The 17649-nt window shown below is 43.2% G+C and carries 19 protein-coding genes, 1 other RNA gene and 1 pseudogene; 20 read left to right on the forward strand and 1 reads right to left on the reverse strand.

Translation table 11 applies throughout. From position 1 onward, the window contains the following. The 18 genes and pseudogenes from Q8865_07725 to Q8865_07810 form a co-directional block, all read left to right on the forward strand. Positions 1-637, forward strand: a 637-nt coding sequence (locus tag Q8865_07725; protein ID MDP4153307.1) for a dihydroorotate dehydrogenase electron transfer subunit, incomplete at its 5' end; no start/stop codon positions are given. Further along, entirely contained in the window at positions 634-1545 is a 912-nt protein-coding gene (locus Q8865_07730) for a dihydroorotate dehydrogenase (GenBank protein ID MDP4153308.1), read from the forward strand. The genes Q8865_07725 and Q8865_07730, both read left to right, overlap by 4 nt. A gap of 12 nt (positions 1546-1557) precedes the next feature. After that, entirely contained in the window at positions 1558-2220 is a 663-nt protein-coding gene (locus tag Q8865_07735) for a histidine phosphatase family protein (GenBank protein MDP4153309.1), read from the forward strand. Between the two features lie 19 nt (positions 2221-2239). Continuing rightward, positions 2240-3910 carry a DUF4153 domain-containing protein gene (locus tag Q8865_07740; GenBank protein MDP4153310.1) on the forward strand — a complete coding sequence of 557 codons (1671 nt, stop codon included), beginning with the start codon at positions 2240-2242 and terminating at the stop codon, positions 3908-3910. Positions 3911-3939: 29 nt separating this feature from the next. After that, entirely contained in the window at positions 3940-4239 is a 300-nt protein-coding gene (locus Q8865_07745) for a DUF1292 domain-containing protein (GenBank protein ID MDP4153311.1), read from the forward strand. A gap of 68 nt (positions 4240-4307) precedes the next feature. Further along, positions 4308-4499: non-coding RNA, 6S RNA (ssrS, locus tag Q8865_07750), on the forward strand. A gap of 198 nt (positions 4500-4697) precedes the next feature. Then, positions 4698-6362 (forward strand): annotated as a pseudogene (locus Q8865_07755) (ribulokinase). Between the two features lie 20 nt (positions 6363-6382). Then, on the forward strand, positions 6383-8203 hold the full coding sequence (gene glmS / locus Q8865_07760) for a glutamine--fructose-6-phosphate transaminase (isomerizing) (protein ID MDP4153312.1): 1821 nt from the start codon (positions 6383-6385) through the stop codon (positions 8201-8203). A gap of 220 nt (positions 8204-8423) precedes the next feature. After that, on the forward strand, positions 8424-9473 hold the full coding sequence (locus tag Q8865_07765) for an alpha/beta hydrolase (protein MDP4153313.1): 1050 nt from the start codon (positions 8424-8426) through the stop codon (positions 9471-9473). Between the two features lie 34 nt (positions 9474-9507). Further along, the gene (locus Q8865_07770) at positions 9508-9651 is read left to right on the forward strand and encodes a hypothetical protein (GenBank protein ID MDP4153314.1); all 144 of its coding nucleotides are present in this window, start codon (positions 9508-9510) and stop codon (positions 9649-9651) included. Positions 9652-9864: 213 nt separating this feature from the next. After that, positions 9865-11094, forward strand: a complete 1230-nt coding sequence (locus Q8865_07775) for a diguanylate cyclase (protein MDP4153315.1) — start codon at positions 9865-9867, stop codon at positions 11092-11094. Between the two features lie 91 nt (positions 11095-11185). Continuing rightward, positions 11186-11692, forward strand: coding sequence for a DUF177 domain-containing protein (locus Q8865_07780; protein ID MDP4153316.1), 507 nt, complete (start codon positions 11186-11188; stop codon positions 11690-11692). A 28-nt stretch (positions 11693-11720) separates the two neighbouring features. After that, positions 11721-11903, forward strand: a complete 183-nt coding sequence (gene rpmF / locus Q8865_07785) for a 50S ribosomal protein L32 (GenBank protein ID MDP4153317.1) — start codon at positions 11721-11723, stop codon at positions 11901-11903. Between the two features lie 72 nt (positions 11904-11975). Next, positions 11976-13280, forward strand: coding sequence for a DUF512 domain-containing protein (locus tag Q8865_07790; protein MDP4153318.1), 1305 nt, complete (start codon positions 11976-11978; stop codon positions 13278-13280). A 15-nt stretch (positions 13281-13295) separates the two neighbouring features. Beyond that, complete coding sequence (der, locus tag Q8865_07795) at positions 13296-14621, forward strand: ribosome biogenesis GTPase Der (GenBank protein MDP4153319.1); 1326 nt, start codon at positions 13296-13298, stop codon at positions 14619-14621. Positions 14622-14632: 11 nt separating this feature from the next. Further along, entirely contained in the window at positions 14633-15247 is a 615-nt protein-coding gene (plsY, locus tag Q8865_07800; GenBank protein MDP4153320.1) for a glycerol-3-phosphate 1-O-acyltransferase PlsY, read from the forward strand. A gap of 197 nt (positions 15248-15444) precedes the next feature. After that, positions 15445-15870 carry a hypothetical protein gene (locus Q8865_07805; GenBank protein MDP4153321.1) on the forward strand — a complete coding sequence of 142 codons (426 nt, stop codon included), beginning with the start codon at positions 15445-15447 and terminating at the stop codon, positions 15868-15870. Then, the gene (locus tag Q8865_07810; protein MDP4153322.1) at positions 15849-16067 is read left to right on the forward strand and encodes a type II toxin-antitoxin system HicA family toxin; all 219 of its coding nucleotides are present in this window, start codon (positions 15849-15851) and stop codon (positions 16065-16067) included. The genes Q8865_07805 and Q8865_07810 overlap by 22 nt, the downstream gene beginning before the upstream one ends. Positions 16068-16118: 51 nt before the next feature. Here Q8865_07810 and rpmB read toward each other — a convergent pair whose 3' ends face one another. After that, positions 16119-16307 (reverse strand): 50S ribosomal protein L28, encoded by a 189-nt coding sequence (rpmB, locus tag Q8865_07815; GenBank protein ID MDP4153323.1) that lies wholly within the window; start codon positions 16305-16307, stop codon positions 16119-16121. A gap of 170 nt (positions 16308-16477) precedes the next feature. Between rpmB and hprK the strand changes: the two genes are divergently transcribed. Both hprK and Q8865_07825 read left to right on the forward strand, forming a co-directional pair. Then, positions 16478-17434: an HPr(Ser) kinase/phosphatase gene (gene hprK, locus Q8865_07820; protein MDP4153324.1), complete on the forward strand. Its 957-nt coding sequence runs from the start codon at positions 16478-16480 to the stop codon at positions 17432-17434. Further along, positions 17415-17649, forward strand: a 235-nt coding sequence (locus tag Q8865_07825) for a PHP domain-containing protein (protein MDP4153325.1), incomplete at its 3' end; no start/stop codon positions are given. The genes hprK and Q8865_07825, both read left to right, overlap by 20 nt.

Below are 17649 nucleotides of genomic sequence, written 5' to 3' on the forward strand. Positions count from 1 at the left end.
CCGCGGCGACGGAGTGCTGCTGCGACGGCCGATAAGCGTCTGCGAAATCGGTTCAGATTTTTTAAGCATCGTGTTTGAAATAAAAGGCGAGGGGACAAGATATTTATCGGGGAAAAAGCCCGGTGACACGCTTGATGTGCTTGGCCCTCTCGGCAACAGCTTCAGCCTTGAAAAGGGCAAAAAGGCTCTTATTGCGGGGGGCGGAATCGGCATTTTTCCGCTTTATGAGCTTGCGAAATTTTACGGTGCCGACGCGACAGTGCTGCTTGGTTTCAGAAACCGCAGTGCCGCGGTCATGTGCGCGGAATTTGCGGTAACCGGCGCAAAAGTTTTGGTCGCCACCGACGATGGCTCTATTGGCTTTCACGGAAATGCCGTAAACTGCGCCGAAAAAAAGCTTGACGGTAAATTCGATATTGCGTATGCCTGCGGCCCTAAACCTATGCTTAAGGCGTTTGCCGGATATACGAAAAATCTTGAAATCCCGTGTGAGATCTCAATGGAAGAGAGGATGGGCTGTGGCATCGGGGCATGCCTTGTCTGCGCCTGCAAGACAAAAAAAGCGGGAACTGAAAGCTACAGTCATGTTTGCTCAGACGGCCCTGTATTTAATGTGGCGGAGGTGGTTTTTGAATGAGTGACCTTAGTGTTGAAATTGCCGGCGTCACGTTCGAAAACCCGATAATCGCCGCATCGGGCACCTTCGGGTTCGGCCGTGAATACGGAGAGATGTTTTCACTTAATGAACTGGGCGGAATAAGTGTAAAGGGATTAACACTTACAGAACGTTTGGGCAATAAGCCGCCGAGGATAGCGGAAACCCCGTCCGGGATTCTCAATAGCGTGGGGCTTCAAAACCCAGGCGTGGATGTATTCCTTCATGATTACCTGCCCGAACTTAAAAAATATTCCTTAAAGGTCATTGCGAACATTGCTGGAAACACTGTCGGCGATTACTGCGAAATGGCAGAGAGAATATCCTCAAGCGAAACGGATATGATAGAAATGAATATATCCTGTCCGAACGTCAAAGAGGGCGGCGTTGCTTTCGGCACAAGCGCAAAAACGGTGTTTGAGATCGTTTCTGCCGTAAAAAAACATGCGTCAAAGCCGCTAATAGTCAAGCTTTCGCCAAACGTCACAGATATTGCGGAAATCGCGAGGTCTGCAGAGGCGGCGGGTGCAGACGTGCTTTCGCTTATCAACACGCTTTTGGGCATGAAGATAGACGTTAAAACTAGAAAGCCTATACTTAACAATAATGTCGGCGGATTGTCCGGCCCCGCTGTACGTCCGGTTGCAGTACGCATGGTGTGGCAGGTCAAAAACGCCGTAAAGATACCCGTGATCGGCATGGGCGGCATTGCAACGGCGGAGGATGCACTTGAATTCATTATCGCGGGGGCTGACGCTGTCTCTGTCGGAACGGCATTTTTCAGAAATCCGTTTGCCGCGATCGATATTAAAAAGGGTCTTTGCGATTATCTCGATAAAAACGGCATAAAATCTATTAAAGAGCTTACAGGCAGCCTGATTCTCAACTAACGGAGGAAACCGATGACAAGGGTGTATATAATCCGCCATGCCGAGGCAAGGGGCAACGTAGACAGGATTTTTCACGGCATCACCGACGGCAAGATCACTGAAAACGGCTATGCTCAGCTGAAATGCTTAAGCGCAAGGATGAGCAAAATAAATCTTGATGTCATTTATCACAGCGACCTTTCGAGAACGACTGAAACCGCTCTTGCCGTGCGAAACGGCAGGGACATCCCAATGATTGCCGACCCGCGTTTAAGAGAGATCAACGGCGGTGAATGGGAAGGCAAAAAATGGACGGTATTCCCTAAAAAATACCCGGAGGAGACTGAATACTGGCTTAATGATTTCAGTAAATTCATAGCCCCCCGCGGAGAGAGCGTGCGAGAGCTGTATGACCGTGCGGTCTCGGCGGTAAAAGACATTGTAAGCAAAAATAAAGGAAAAACCATTGCAATTGTAACACATGGAACTCTCATCCGCACACTTACAGCTTTTTTAAAAGGGCTGCCGCTTGAAAAAGTCGATGAGGTAGCCTGGCGTGACAATACTGCCGTCTCTATTGCGGCATTTGATGATACTTTGCAGCCGACATTGCTTCTGGAGGGTGACAACTCTCATCTCGGCGAGCTTTCGACACTTGAAAAACAGAACTGGTGGAAAAACAATTCATTTGAATAATAAATGAGGAGGCATCCCCATGAAAGTGACCGGCTTTATCAAAAACAAATTCGCAAACATCTTTAATGCGTTCCGTCGCTTTCCCGCCACATGCGCTTCTGTTGTCATAACCTATGTTATGATGGTACTTATTTTCGAAAAAGTTTTCGCGGAAAAACATTTTATTTTTTACCTTGCAATGTTTACCGGCATCCTTGTATGTCTTCTCCTAGAGCTTACGATGCGGATATTTGCGACACATCTTCCAATCATGACCGCTCTGCTCGGAGTCGCAGCTTATGGCGGACTTTCTATTTTGTTCTGGAATAATACGAATGACGATCTTGGCATACCGCTTGGTGCGTTTTTCGGTATGCTGGCACTGCTGATACTGTATATTCCATCGGTTAAAGGCAGGTTCGACTTTGAAAAAAACGCATATATATATTTTAAAAACGCATTTATGACGGCGCTCTTCGCAGTTGTTCTGTTCGGCGGCGTGTCACTTATTTTCGGTGCTGTAAATCTGCTGCTTGTAAAAGTCTCATACAGAGTTTACACTCATATTGCATTTGTTGCATTCGTCCTGTTCGCGCCCATTTTCTTTGTCGGCAACCTGCCGAAATACGAGGAGGATATGACGCTTGACGATGACTCACACAAGCCGCCTTTTTTCCAGATACTGATCACTTATGTTGTCATTCCGCTTTATTTTATTTTCACAGCGGTATTATATATTTATTTTGTCAAAATACTGATAAACCTAAAGTGGCCGATAGGCGAAGTCGGGCCATTAGTGCTCGCTTACGGAATAATAGGGATATTGACATTTGTTTTATGCGATGGGGGTTATAATCGGCTTTCGGCCGTTTTCAGACGTATTTTTCCTTTTATCGTTATAGTTCCGGTGCTTACTCAGCTTGCGGCTGTCGTTATTAGGCTGCGTGCTTACGGATTCACTGAATCAAGATATTATCTGCTCGCTTTTTCGGTCGTTTTGATAGCGACTATCGTGATTTTGACAATTACAAATGGAAAGGGCATCCGCTTTACAGCTCTTGCCGCCGCAATCATATGCTTCATTTCTATATTGCCTGCTGTCGGGGCGCTGGATATTTCGGCACATGACCAGATTGTGCGTTTAAATTATTACTTAAATAAGAATAATATGATCAAGGACGGAAAAATCACGCCTAAAACCGATGTCAGCAGCGACGACAAGAAAGAGATACGCAGCATCACACAATACCTGACTGTTACAAGACATCTAACTCCAAAGCTTAAATATCTGCCTGTCAGTTTTAGATTTTATCAGGATTTCAACGATACATTTGGCTTTGAAGCCAATGCTTATGATACGGCAAAAGAACATTATTTCAGCATTGACCGACCGTTTTCAATAGACGTTGCCGGATTCAGCAATTTTTCAATGATAAACAAAAATGAAAATATCGGTTTTAATATTAAATTTACTAAGAAAGACAAAACTATAACCATATCGCTTTTAAATGGCAGTGATACGTTAGCCACCGCGGATGCAACCGCATTCTTTGATAAACTTTCAAGTAAAGATACAGGAAAAAATTCCGTTTCAGCAGATGAACTGACGATACTCTTAAAAGGTAATAAGGATTATAAGCTTGTTTTCGAATATTTAAGTTTTTCCGAAGAAAATGAAATATACGACTACAACTGTTACGTTTTAGAGTGATTCTGCATAGATTAAAAGGAGGAGTTATTATGAGCGGATTTGACGGAACTATTGTTACGCTTGTTGATGAAGACGGCAGCGAGAAAACCTTTGAGCATATAGACACGCTTGAAATCGAGGGCGAGACATACGCCGCGCTCGTCCCGGTTTACGATGAGCCGCAGGAAATGCTGGAAGCAGACGGCGAGCTTGTCATCCTTAAGGTCATCCTTGATGAAAACGGAGAAGTGTTTTACGTCACAATCGATGACGATGACGAATTCAACCGCATAGCAGAAGAATTTGAAAAAAGATTCGATCAGAGCGACGATTTTGAACTGCTGCATTAACTCCATAAATTTCAATTAAAATTTTAATTTCCCACTTGTATTTTAAGACAGTCTTGATTATAATAATGGTGTCCCTGCTTGGTACGTTTGAGGTGTTTTATAAATACCTACACTACCAATATGGGAGCCCGGTCTTCCGCAGATTAAATTGCAGGCCTCCCGCTCTTGTGGCGGAAGTTGGAAGCACGATGCTGTGGAGAGGGCACCCACCTGCATGAACGCAGGGTTTTTATAACGCCTTACGGCTTGGCGGGGTATGAAAAATAATAAAGAGCGGCATAAGCGAAAGCTTGTGCCGTTTTCTTTTTGTACTATTCTGCTTTTTGTGTTCATAAATTGCTTTTGTTGATTAAATTTATAACCGCGTAAACGTTTAAAACACAAAATGATTAAGGAAAGTATATACAAATCGTCTTACGCTATGATATAATAACGTATAATTATTGCAGGTGATAAAGATGAAATATTCAGTAGGAATAGATTTTGGAACACTTTCTGCCCGTGCTCTGATGCTTGATCTCTAGACGGGAAAAGAGATAGGTTCCGTATTATTCGAATACCCGCACGGCGTCATGGATTCAGTCCTTCCAAACGGCAGAAAACTGCCTGTCGATTTTGCGCTTCAGCATCCGCAGGATTATCTCGACGCTGTATCATTTTTGATTCCGGCGCTTTTGAGGCTCACGGACGTTTCGAAAGAAGAAGTAATATCCGTAGGTATAGATTTCACGTCCTGTTCAGTCCTGCCGATAACTGAAGACGGAACGCCGCTTTGCCTGTTAAACGAATTTTCAGATAATCCGCACAGCTATGTCAAGCTTTGGAAGCACCACGGCGCACAGCCGCAGGCGGATATAGTAAACAGGGTGGCAAAAGAACGGGGAGAGAAATGGCTTGCCGCAATGGGCGGAAAGGTCTCGTCAGAATGGGCAATTCCTAAACTGCTTGAAATGTTTGACAACGCGCCTGAAGTTTACCGTAGTACATATAAATATCTGGAAGCTGGAGACTGGCTCATATATAAACTTACGGGGCACCTTGCCTCAAGCCTTGCATCTGCGGGTTTTCGCTTTTGCTATACAGAAGAAGACGGGTATCCGTCACCTGAATTTTTCGGGGCATGCAGGGAAGGTTTTGAAAACTGCGCCGATAAATTTGTAAATGACGTTATCTTGACAGAGAGCAAAGCAGGCGAACTGTCAGCGTTCGGCGCAAGCCTTACGGGGCTCAGCGTGGGAACAGCTGTTTCCGCAATGCAGATTGATGGGCAGTGCGGTCTTCGCGGCTCCGGTATCCATGAAGAGGGACGTATCGCGCTGATAGTAGGCACATCGGTCTGCGTGATCTTATTGTCAAAAAGCGGCGTTAATGTCGATGGCATCTGCGGAATGGTCAAAGACGGCATCTGCACAGGATATTACGGCTACGAAGCGGGACAGTGCTGTGTCGGCGACCTGTTTGGATGGTTTATAAACGAGTGTGTCCCATCGTCTTACAACGAAGAAGCGGAAAGAAGAGGGATAAGCGTTCACCAAGTCCTGCGCGAACGTGCGTCAAAGCTCCGCCCCGGTGAAAGCGGGCTTATTGCCCTTGACTGGTGGAACGGCAACCGTTCAGTCCTTGATGACAACGATCTGTCGGGATTGATAATTGGGTTATCGGTCACTACTCGAACAGAAGAAATATACCGTGCGCTGCTCGAGGCTTCGGCTTTCGGGTTACGCGTTATAATAGAAAAGCTTGAAAGCTCTGGCATCGAGATCAAGGACATTGTCGCTTCCGGCGGCATTGCGCATAAAGATCCGTTCTTTATGCAGATATATGCCGACATCACAAACAAGGAAATTAAAATCTGCGAAAGCAGGCAGGCAGCAGCTCTCAGCTCTGCAATATGTGCCGCTGTGGCCGCAGGCGAAGAAAAAAGCGGCTTTTCCGATTTCTCTGAGGCAGTCGAAAGGCTTGCCCATGTTCCCAATCTAAGCTATAAGCCTAGTCCTGAAAACGTTGCTTTATACGATAAGCTTTATGATGAATATAAAGCTCTGCATGATGAATTTGGCCGTGGCGGAAATGATATTATGAAAAGATTAAAACAGCTTAAAAGATTATCTAAACAACTATAAATCATAGGAGGAAAAACAGTATGTGCGGTATTATTGGTTATACCGGGAAAAAACAGTCGGTCGAGATATTGCTTGACGGACTAAAAAAAATGGAGTATAGAGGATATGATTCAGCAGGGATCGCCGTTTTCACGGACGACACCATAAAAGTTATCAAGGCTAAAGGCAGACTCGCGCATCTTGAAAAAAAGATAGGTGAGAATGGTGCCATAGTCAGCACTTGCGGCATCGGTCACACACGTTGGGCAACTCATGGTGAGCCGTCGGATGTAAACTCTCATCCGCACTCAAGCGAAAACATCACAGTTGTACATAACGGGATCATCGAAAATTATCAGCAGTTAAAGGAAGAGCTCGAAAAAGAAGGCTATGTCTTCCTTTCACAGACTGATACGGAAGTTGTGGCGCATCTTATAAAAAGCCTCTATAAAGGCGATCTGTTCGAAGCTGTGAAGCAGGCTCTTACAAGAATCACAGGTTCTTATGCTCTTGGAATCATTTCGGCAGATAACCCCGGGACTATCATTGCCGCAAGAAAAGACAGCCCGCTTTTGATCGGTATAGGTAAGGGCGAGAATTTCATTGCATCCGACATGCCGGCGATTTTAAAATACACAAAGCAGTATTACCTGCTTGAGGAAGGCGAGATCGCCGAAATCACCGAAAACAGCATTAAGATCTATGATATGGACAAAAACGAAGTCCATAAAAAGGTTCAGGTTGCTGATTGGGATATTTCAAGCGCAGAGAAGGGCGGCTATCCGCACTTTATGCTCAAAGAAATCTTTGAGACACCTAGAGTCCTTAAAAATATCGCAAATAAATATCTTGCCGAGGATATGCCTCATTTTGACCAGAGCAGCGAGTTCAACGCTATCCTGCGCCGGACGAACCGCATCGTTATTGTCGGCTGCGGCAGTGCGTTCTATGTCGGAACAGTAGGGAAATACCTGCTTGAATCATTCTGCGGCGTTGAAGCTACAGTTGAGGCTGGCAGTGAGTTCCGTTATCGCCATCCTGTGCTTCGGGATAAGGATCTTATCGTCGCTATATCGCAGAGCGGCGAAACAGCCGATACGCTTGCCGCAATCAGGCTTGCGAAAGCCCGCGGTATACCTGTTCTGTCTATCGTAAACGTGCTTGGTTCATCCGCCGCACGTGAATCAGATATAATGCTATATACAGCGGCCGGCCCTGAAATCGCCGTTGCAACAACCAAAGCATTTTCCGCTCAGCTTGCTGTATTCTATCTCTTATGCTTGCAGCTTGCCCTTGTAAAAGGCAGAATAACAGAGGCTCAGCTTACCGAATATGTCAAAGAGTTCAAGCGCCTGCCAGAATTGTGCGACGTTCTTCTGTCAAAGGCTGATACTTGTGAGAAGATCGCGCAAGACGTTAAACTGTACGATAACATTTTCTTTATCGGCCGCGGTCTTGACTATTCACTTGCTCTTGAGGGTTCACTTAAATTAAAGGAAATTTCTTATATACACAGCGAGGCATTCAGTGCGGGCGAGCTCAAACATGGCCCAATCTCACTGATTACAGAGCAGACCCCGACATTTGCTATTGCAACACAGAAAAGCTTAAATGAAAAGATATTCAGCAATATCTGTGAGATCCGTTCACGTAATGGGCGTGTTTGGTCAGTTTGCAGAAAATCAGATAAGACATTCTTTGAGCGTGAAAGCGATGTAATTACGGTTCCGGACACAGATGACATGTTCATGCCGTCCCTCTCTGTTATTCCCCTTCAGCTAATCGCTTACTATGCATCCGTCGCAAAAGGCTGCGATGTCGACAAGCCGAGAAATCTTGCAAAATCTGTTACAGTTGAATAATATTTAAATATTAAAGGCTGCATTTTAAATGCAGCCTTTTTTGCGTTTTTCCTAAAATATATCTGCATTCCTATTGACTGCCGCCAGTATGAGCAGTATAATTAGTCATACATTACATACTATTCTTACTAATAGGGATGTGCATAATATGAACGAAACAGAGGAGAAAACTGCTGCGTATAGCGGAAAGAAGAAAAAATCAAGGGCAGGAAGGATCGCAATGGTTTTTTTAAAGGTATTTTGCGTGCTGATAGTAATTCTCGGAATATCCATAGGTTTATACATATATCATAATCTTAATTATGACAAGGCAGACTTAAAAAATGTGTACAAAGTGGGATTTAAAGAAAAACAGGTGACTTTGCAGGATGGCTCTGTTTTAAACTATGGTGAAGGTCCGAGTAACGGCCCTGCTCTTTTTCTGATACATGGTCAGGAAGTTTCATGGGAAGACTACGCTAAGGTGCTTCCACAGCTTTCTAAGTATTATCATATTTATGCCGTTGATTGCTACGGGCACGGTGAATCGAGTAAAAATCCTGAAAAATATTCAGCGGAGGCAATAGGAAAAGATCTCACATGGTTTATAGAAAACGTAATAAAAGAACCGGTCGTTGTTTCGGGGCATTCTTCCGGCGGACTGCTTACAGCCTGGCTTGCTGCCAACTCGCCGAAGGACGTGCGGGGCATCGTTTTGGAGGACCCGCCGTTTTTCTCAACAGAGCCGTCAAGAACGCAGAAAACCTTTGCATGGGTTGATGGGTTTAATACGACTCATAAGTTTCTAAACCAAACCGAAGAAAAAGATTATGTAAAATATTACATGGAAAATTGTTATATGAAGAATCTATTCGGTAAATCGTGGAACGGAATCGAAAAATCTGTACTTGCATACAGACAAAAGCATCCGAATGGCAAGATAAGGATTTTCTACCTTCCTCCATCATTGAATCAAATCTGGAATTTAGTCTCGGGTTCTTACGATATCAGGTTCGGCGATACTTTTTATGACTGCTCGTGGTTCAAACACTTTGACCAGGCTGAGACGTTGTCAAGGATAAATTGTCCCTCTGTTTTGATACATACAAGCTGGAGCTATGACAAAAACGGCATTCTCCTCGCTGCAATGGATGAAAATGACGCAACCAGAGCCCATTCTCTTATTAAAAATAACGAGCTGATCGAAGTAAAGTCGGGTCATGGCTTCCACGATGAAAAACCAAAAGATTTTATAAAAATAATGAAGGATTTTCGCGGCAAGATAAAATAATCGCTAAAGGCAGAAAGTAAATTTCTGCCTCAGCTTGTCGAAAAACTATGTTTTCGACAAGCTGACAGACATTGAAAAAGGACAGGCAGACGAAGAACAGGCGCTCGTCGCTGTATGCAGATACAGCAGGGCGCCTGTTCTGAAGAAAGCAAAAGTGCCCCGGTACGGGGACGCTTGAGTCATTTTGCGTTTACGAATCGTAACCTGAAGATCGCTTCTAAAGCCCGATATTTCCATTTAGTCTTATTACTTATACGTAATCGCTTTTGCGGTGCGCGTACTTTTTCGACAGTCTGAGGCGGAAAGTAAATTTCTGCCTTTTTTTATTTGACTTTGTATACCATTGTTGTTATACTGAAACATAATAGCCCAATAAAAATGAAGGGTGCATATGAATAAGATCTTAAACTTTATTGTCGGCATTTTTGTTATTCCTGTCCCTGAAAAATATAAAACAGATTTCAATGCTGAAATTTTTAAGGAGAATCTGATTTGGTATAAAATCTCTGCCCTCATTTTACTGGGTTTTGAATTATGCGTTGTCCCATTCGTACTCATATTAAAGAGATGGCAGATATTTATATATCCCGATTTGTATTACTGGTTTCTGTATCTGATCATAACAATAGTTTTGGTGACTGCTTATTTTATTTTGCGTTATCTGGAGAAAAATGCAGAAAATAATCTAAGCAGAATTGAAATGACTATTTTCACGTTCACAGGTTTTATGCTTATATGGGGTGCGTTGATTTCTATTCTCGATATGCATATCTCCGGGCAGGTAATTGTTTACATTATTACGGTTTTGGCAGTTGCGGTCGTTCCTGTTTTTCAGCCTATTTATTCGTTAGTATTATATTTGCCCGTACATATTTTCTTAATGATAATGATGCCTTTTTACTGCAAAACATCAGTATTGTTCGCAGATTATATAAACACTAACATTTTAATAATTTTATGCATTACAGTTGCTAGAGTGAGATATAAAAGCAAGCTCAGTGATTTCACAAACAGAATGATTATTCAGGAAAAATGCGACGAGCTGGACATGCTGAATAAAGAACTCTCTGATACAAATAAAAAACTTGAGAAGATAACTCAGACAGACGCACTTACCGGCATATATAACCGATTCAAGTTTGATAAAACATTGAAATCCGAGTGGAGCAGGTGTAAAAAAGGTTATAAACCGCTTACTGTTATCATGCTGGATATCGATTACTTTAAGGAGTACAATGATAATTACGGTCATATTGCCGGTGACGAATGTATAAGGCAGATTGCGCGCATACTTAAAGATTGCATTTCAAAGACTTCTGGTATCGTCGCAAGATACGGTGGAGATGAATTCGGGATCATACTGCCCGAAACGTCAAGGGAAGAAGCAGCGCGTATAACCGCTAGGATAAACGAAAAGATCAGCCAGTACGGTATTCCACATGCTTACTCTCTTATAAGTGACTATGTCACACTCTCGCTCGGACTTTATACCGTTATCCCGACTAATCAGCTTTCAGTAGAGAAAATCGTCCGTTATGCAGACAGGGAATTATACGGAACTAAATACAATAAGAAAAATCAAAAAACGATAAACAAGTATGAATTAAATTCAAAAGCATAACAAACGAGTTTTTATAAAGTAATTAATAAAAAGATTGACAATTGGGTATACAAAATATATAATATTATGCGTATCTTATGAGGGGTGTACCATGCTTATTGATATTTCAGGCGTTTTAAAAAATGAAAATTCCGGTCTGGATATTGAATTTGATATGGACGGCAGTGATATTGAGCTGTATGGAGATGAGCACCCGTTTAAGACACCTCTTCACGTTTCTGGAAAAGTCGAGAACAAGGCGGGTATCGTAACCTTGCTTCTGAACATATCCGGAATGATGGAGATGCTGTGTGCGCGCTGCTTGAAACCCGTAAGTCATAAAGTGGATGTTGATGTGGAAAACCTGCTTGTGACTGAACTTCAAAATGCCGACGACGACAAGCTTTTGCTTGTTACTGAGGATCTGTTTGATGTAGGGAAGATTGCTGCGGATGCAGTTGTTGTGAACGCGCCTGTCAGGCTGCTTTGCCGTGAAGACTGCAAAGGACTTTGCCCGAAGTGCGGCAAAGATTTAAACGAGGGCGGATGTGATTGCAAAAACGACGAGGTGGATTCAAGACTGGCAGTTCTTCAAAAACTACTTAATAAAGAAAAGTAATTATGTGTATATAAGGGAGGTGTCTTAAATGGCAGTACCAAAGGGGAAAATATCCAAAAGACGTAGAGATTTAAGGCGTTCAAGTGTTTGGAAACTCGATGCGCCGACATTAGTCGAGTGCAAACAGTGCCATCAGCTGACAGCACCGCACAGAGTTTGCGGCAACTGTGGTTATTATGACGGCAAGGCGGTTATTAAAAAAGAGGCCTAATAACAGCATTTAAGTCGGAGGGGGCATTTCGTTCCCTCCGCTTTTATTTACAGAGATATTTGGAGGAAACTTATGGCTGTTCTCATCACAGGCGTCGATAAGGGCGGCGCGGCAGAGGGACATGCTTCTGCCGGAGAGACGCTTGTTGCAATAAACGGAATGGAAATTGAAGACGTTCTGGATTATATGTATCAGTCGGCAAATAAAAAAATCGAACTTACGATTCGCGGCAAGGACGGAGAGCGCAAGGAGAAAATAAAAAAAGAAGAATATGAGGATCTTGGTCTTCAGTTTGCCACTTATCTGATGGACAAGCAGAGACACTGCTCCAACAAGTGCATATTCTGCTTTATCGACCAGCTGCCGAAAGGTATGCGCGAAACGCTTTATTTTAAAGACGACGACGCGCGCATGTCTTTTTTAATGGGAAATTATATAACGCTTACAAACCTGTCCGAAAAGGATATACAAAAGATCATTCATCTTAAGATCAGCCCTATAAATATATCTGTTCAGACGACAAATCCTGAGCTTAGGGTTTTTATGATGAAAAATCCAAATGCCGCAAACGGTTTTGCTATTATGCGCAGATTTGCAGATGCTAATATTGAAATGAACTGTCAGGTCGTCGTCTGCAAAGGTGTAAATGACGGAGCCGAGCTTGACAAAACACTAAATGATCTTATTTCACTTTATCCTAAAGTGAATAGTATATCTGTCGTTCCTGTCGGCATTACTAAATACAGAGATGGTTTGTATCCGCTTAAAATGATAGAAAAAGATGACGCGGTTAAGATCATTGAGCAGGTAGAAAAAATCGCTGGAAACGCGAAAAAAACGCATGACAGCCGCATTGTATTTTTAGCTGATGAATTTTTCTTAAGGGCTAAAATGCCGATACCCGAGCCGGAATATTACGAGGATTATCCCCAGATAGAAAACGGCGTAGGGCTCATGGCTTCTATGAAAGAAGAGTTCGACATGCTTATACGTGACTTGCCGCAGGTTATGCATAAACGCAAGGTGACGATGCTGACAGGGGTCGCTTCCTATCCGTTCATAAAATCTTTGCTTGACGAGCTTAAAAAGAAATGTCATACTCTTAGCGGGACAGTATATGCAGTCGAAAACGAGTTTTTCGGTAAAACGGTCGACGTTTCGGGACTTGTGGTCGGCAGAGATCTTATAAAGTGTTTAGAGACCGCCGATCTCGGAGATGAGATACTGATTCCTGCGCAGATGTTACGGTATGACCGTGAACGGTTTTTAGATGATGTGACTGTCAAGGAGATCGAAGAGCGCTTTAAAAGACCTGTGCGCCCAATCGAAAACACTGGCGAGGCGTTTATAAGCGCAGTTTTGGACATTGAACTATAAATTACGGAGGATATGATGGCAAAACCGATTGTTGCAATTGTGGGAAGACCTAATGTCGGAAAATCCACATTGTTTAATAAACTTACGGGGCAGCGCCTTTCAATTGTAGACGACACCCCGGGCGTTACGCGCGACCGCATCTACGCGGATTGTGAGTGGCGGGGCAGGGTGTTCACCCTTATAGACACCGGAGGCATAGAGCCAAAGACAAATGATATAATATTATCCCAGATGAAGCGTCAGGCGCAGATGGCTATTGAGACAGCCGACGTCGTAATACTTGTCACCGATCTTCAGACGGGTATGGTAGCCGCGGATAAAGAAGTGGCTAACATGCTGCTCAAAGCTCGCAAAAAGCTGGTTTTGTGCGTAAACAAGACAGACGGTATAGGTCAGCTTCCGCCTGAAATATTTGAATTTTATAATCTTGGAGTAGGGGAGCCTATTGCAGTTTCAGCGACACATGGGCGTGGAACAGGCGACCTTCTGGATGCGGTATTTGAGGAGCTTCCTAAAGAGCCTCATGATGATGACGATAATGATGCAATCAAAGTCGCGGTGATAGGAAAGCCAAATGTCGGCAAATCTTCTCTTATAAACAGAATAGTAGGGCATGAGCGGCTTATCGTTTCGGATATTCCGGGCACGACCCGTGACGCTATCGACACTCCCTTCGAAAAAGCCGGGGATCATTACATTCTAATAGATACAGCGGGTATGCGCAAAAAAAGCAAAATCGACGAAAATATCGAGAGATACAGCGTCGTCCGCTCACTTATGGCGGTTGAACGCGCTGATGTCTGCGTCGTTATGATCGACGCGAATACCGGAGTTACCGAACAGGATACTAAAATCGCCGGCGTGGCGCACGAAAACGGAAAGGCAATAATAGTCGCCGTAAACAAGTGGGACGCTGTTGAAAAAGACGAAAAAACAATGGACAAGATGCGCAAGGAAGTCATGGACGGCTTAAGCTATATGACCTACGCGCCCATCATATTTATTTCAGCAAAAACCGGGCAGCGCTTAAACGAGCTGTTCGATCTCATAAAATACGTACATTCGCAGAATTGTATACGCATCACTACAGGAAAGCTTAACGAGGTTCTGCAGGAGGCTACCGGAAAGGTTCAGCCGCCGACAGACCGCGGCAAAAGGCTTCGCATCTACTATATGACGCAGGCGAGTATTAAGCCGCCCACATTCGTCATATTCTGCAACGATCTCGAACTTTTTCATTTCTCATACCAGAGATATATAGAAAATCAGATCAGAAGCGTGTTCGGGCTTGAGGGCACACCAATCCGTTTCATCATCCGTGAAAAAGGTGACAAAAAGTAAGGAGTGTTCTTATGAGTGATACGTTAAAATTAATAATAATCGGTGTCGCAGGCTACTTATTGGGAAGTCTCAATTTTGCCATTATTTTATCAAAAATCAGAGATATCACCGATGATGTGAGACACCACGGAAGCGGGAACGCAGGCGCAACCAACATGCTTAGAAGCTACGGAACGCTGCTTGCTATAATTACGCTGATAGGCGACGGCATTAAATGTATCGCAGCAGTTCTCATGGCTCGCTCATTTATGCCGGGTTCCCTTGAGGCAGAGCTTATCGCCGCCACGCTCTGCATCATCGGACACTGCTTTCCGCTTTATTTCGGTTTTAGGGGCGGAAAAGGAATCATGACAGCTGCCGCAATGGCACTTGTTATCGACTGGCGTCTTTTTATAATTGTTCTTGTCGTTTTTGCGGCAGTAGTTGCGCTTACAAGATACGTAAGCCTTAGTTCGATATGCGCCGCGGTTTCTTTTGCGATTGGCTCGATATTTGTAAGACATGGGGAAACAGGCTTCATAATCTGGGCATTCTGCATCGCTCTGTTTCTGATTCTTTTGCATCACCAGAACATAAAACGGCTTGCATCGGGAACCGAACCCAAGCTGAGCTTTAAGAAAAAGTAAGAAACATATATTAAAAAATAAAATGAGCTTCCTGTGCAAAGCAGGAGGCTCATTTTATTTAGACAGATTACTTATAAACTCAAAATTTTTTTAGATAAATTTGAATATTAATAAACGTTCTACATACAATAAAAGTGTACACTATTGACACAATGTACATAATTGTGATAATATGGAGGCGTCAAGAGGTGAAAGAAATGTTTGTGATGAATGCTACTGATGCTAGAAAAGACTGGAGCTTAGTTGTCGACCAAGTTGTGAGAGAAAAACCCACATTTATCAAACGTACAAGAGACTTAATGGTTTTATCAAACCTGTCATTGTTTGAAAGTATGCTCACGCCATACACTTTTACTGCTCAGGAGTATACTGAAAAAGATGGATCGATAACTTTATCTCTTAATGAAATTGATTTAATTGAAAATGGGAAAACCGAGGATGAGGTAAAGTTATCAATGGCTAGAGCCATTCAAGAATATGCAGAAGATTACTACAATAATTTTGCATTATGGAGCGCAGCTCCCAATAGAAAATCTCATATTCCCTATGTGTTAAAGGCTCTTATTCTTGAAGATGCTAAAAAGATAGGTGACTTAATAAAATGCCAAGCTGGAAAGAATTAAAGCGTTTTTGTGATAAAGATGGGTGGGAATTATATAAAGAAACTGACCATTATTTTTATCGAAAAACTGATGCGAATGGTGAAATTAGGCTTACCAAAGTATCAAAAGGCTCTGGAGAAATATATGGACATATGTGGCAGGAGATACTTAAAAAGCAGCTTAAAGTCTCATTAGAATATTTCAATAGTAAAATATAGATAAAAATAAAAAAGGAGTCGCAAAACTCCTTTTTTTATTATCAGATATAATTAGACCGCGCGGGTCACCTTGCCGGAACGAAGGCATTTAGTGCAGACATTGATATATTTTGCACCGCCGTTGATTGAAGCCTTAACCCTTTGAACATTGGGCTTCCATGCTCTGTTTGATCTTCTATGTGAGTGAGACACCTTTATGCCGAACACAAGGCTCTTACCGCATACATCACATTTAGCCATCAAAACACCTCCCTTAAGTCATGTTTGATATAACAAAAGTCATTTTAACAAATTCTACACATGAATGCAACAGTTTTTTTCTATTTTAAGCCGTTTTTTATTTGATTATTGTAATTTATTAATTTATAATATTATATATTATCTATTAAATAATTAATGGGAGTACGACTATGAGTGATTACAGCATCGAGCTTAAGACACTGATTGATGAATTTTCTCTTGAGGTTATCTATATGCCAGAGAACGGCGAAAAAAACCGTATCCACAGCGCAGACGTCAATCGTCCAGGGCTCCCAATAGCGGGATTCCTTAAATACTGCGACGCGGACAGAATAGAATGCCTTGGTCTTGCCGAAACTGGGTATCTTAAGGATCTGCCCAGCGAGGTTAGGTTAAGCAGATTTGAAGAACTGTTTGCTCTGAAAATCCCTGCTCTTATTATTACAAGGAATATCGAGCCGTTTCCTGAACTTCTTGACGCTGCAAAGCAGTACGAAGTGCCTATCCTTAGAAGCGCTCAAAGCACATCTCCGCTCATAGCAGGGCTGATTGGCTCACTTCATGTGCATCTCGCCCCGCGAATTACCCGGCACGGCGTTCTTGTTGAAGTATACGGCGAGGGTATCTTGCTGCTCGGCGAAAGCGGGGTAGGAAAGAGCGAAACAGCAATAGAACTTGTCAAGCGCGGTCACCGGCTCATTGCGGACGATGCCGTTGAAATAAAGAGAGTATCAGATAAATCGCTTGTCGGCTCAGCGCCGGAAGTCATTCGTCACTTTATCGAGCTTAGAGGCATCGGGATAGTAGACGTGCGCAGGCTTTTTGGAATGGGCGCAATCAAAATATCCGAGAAGATTGACCTTGTCATCAATCTTGAAGCATGGGACAATAAAAAAGTATATGACAGACTGGGGCTTGAGTCTCAGACAACAAATATTCTGGGCATAGAAGTCCCAAGCCTTGTGGTGCCTGTAAAACCGGGCAGAAACCTTGCGATGATTATAGAGGTCGCCGCAATGAACTACAGACAGAGGATGATGGGATATAACGCCGCAAAAGAACTTAACGACCGCGTTATGAAGCAATTTGAAAAAGAAGGAGACCCTAATGCTGCAAGTTTCAACTGATATTCACATGCACACTGCAAAAAGCTCTCACGCTCAGAGCACACTGACGGAATGCGCGACATATGCTGAAAAAATAGGATTCGAACTGATCGCTGTCACTGAGCATGGTCCGGCGCTGGGAGACGGGCCGCATCCGTTTTATTTCGGCGCTATGGACACTATGCCGAGAAAAATAGGTAATACTACTATAGTAATGGGCGTAGAAGCTAACATAA

It is taken from the genome of Bacillota bacterium (genome assembly GCA_030705925.1).
Taxonomy (GTDB): domain Bacteria; phylum Bacillota; class Clostridia; order Oscillospirales; family Feifaniaceae; genus JAUZPM01.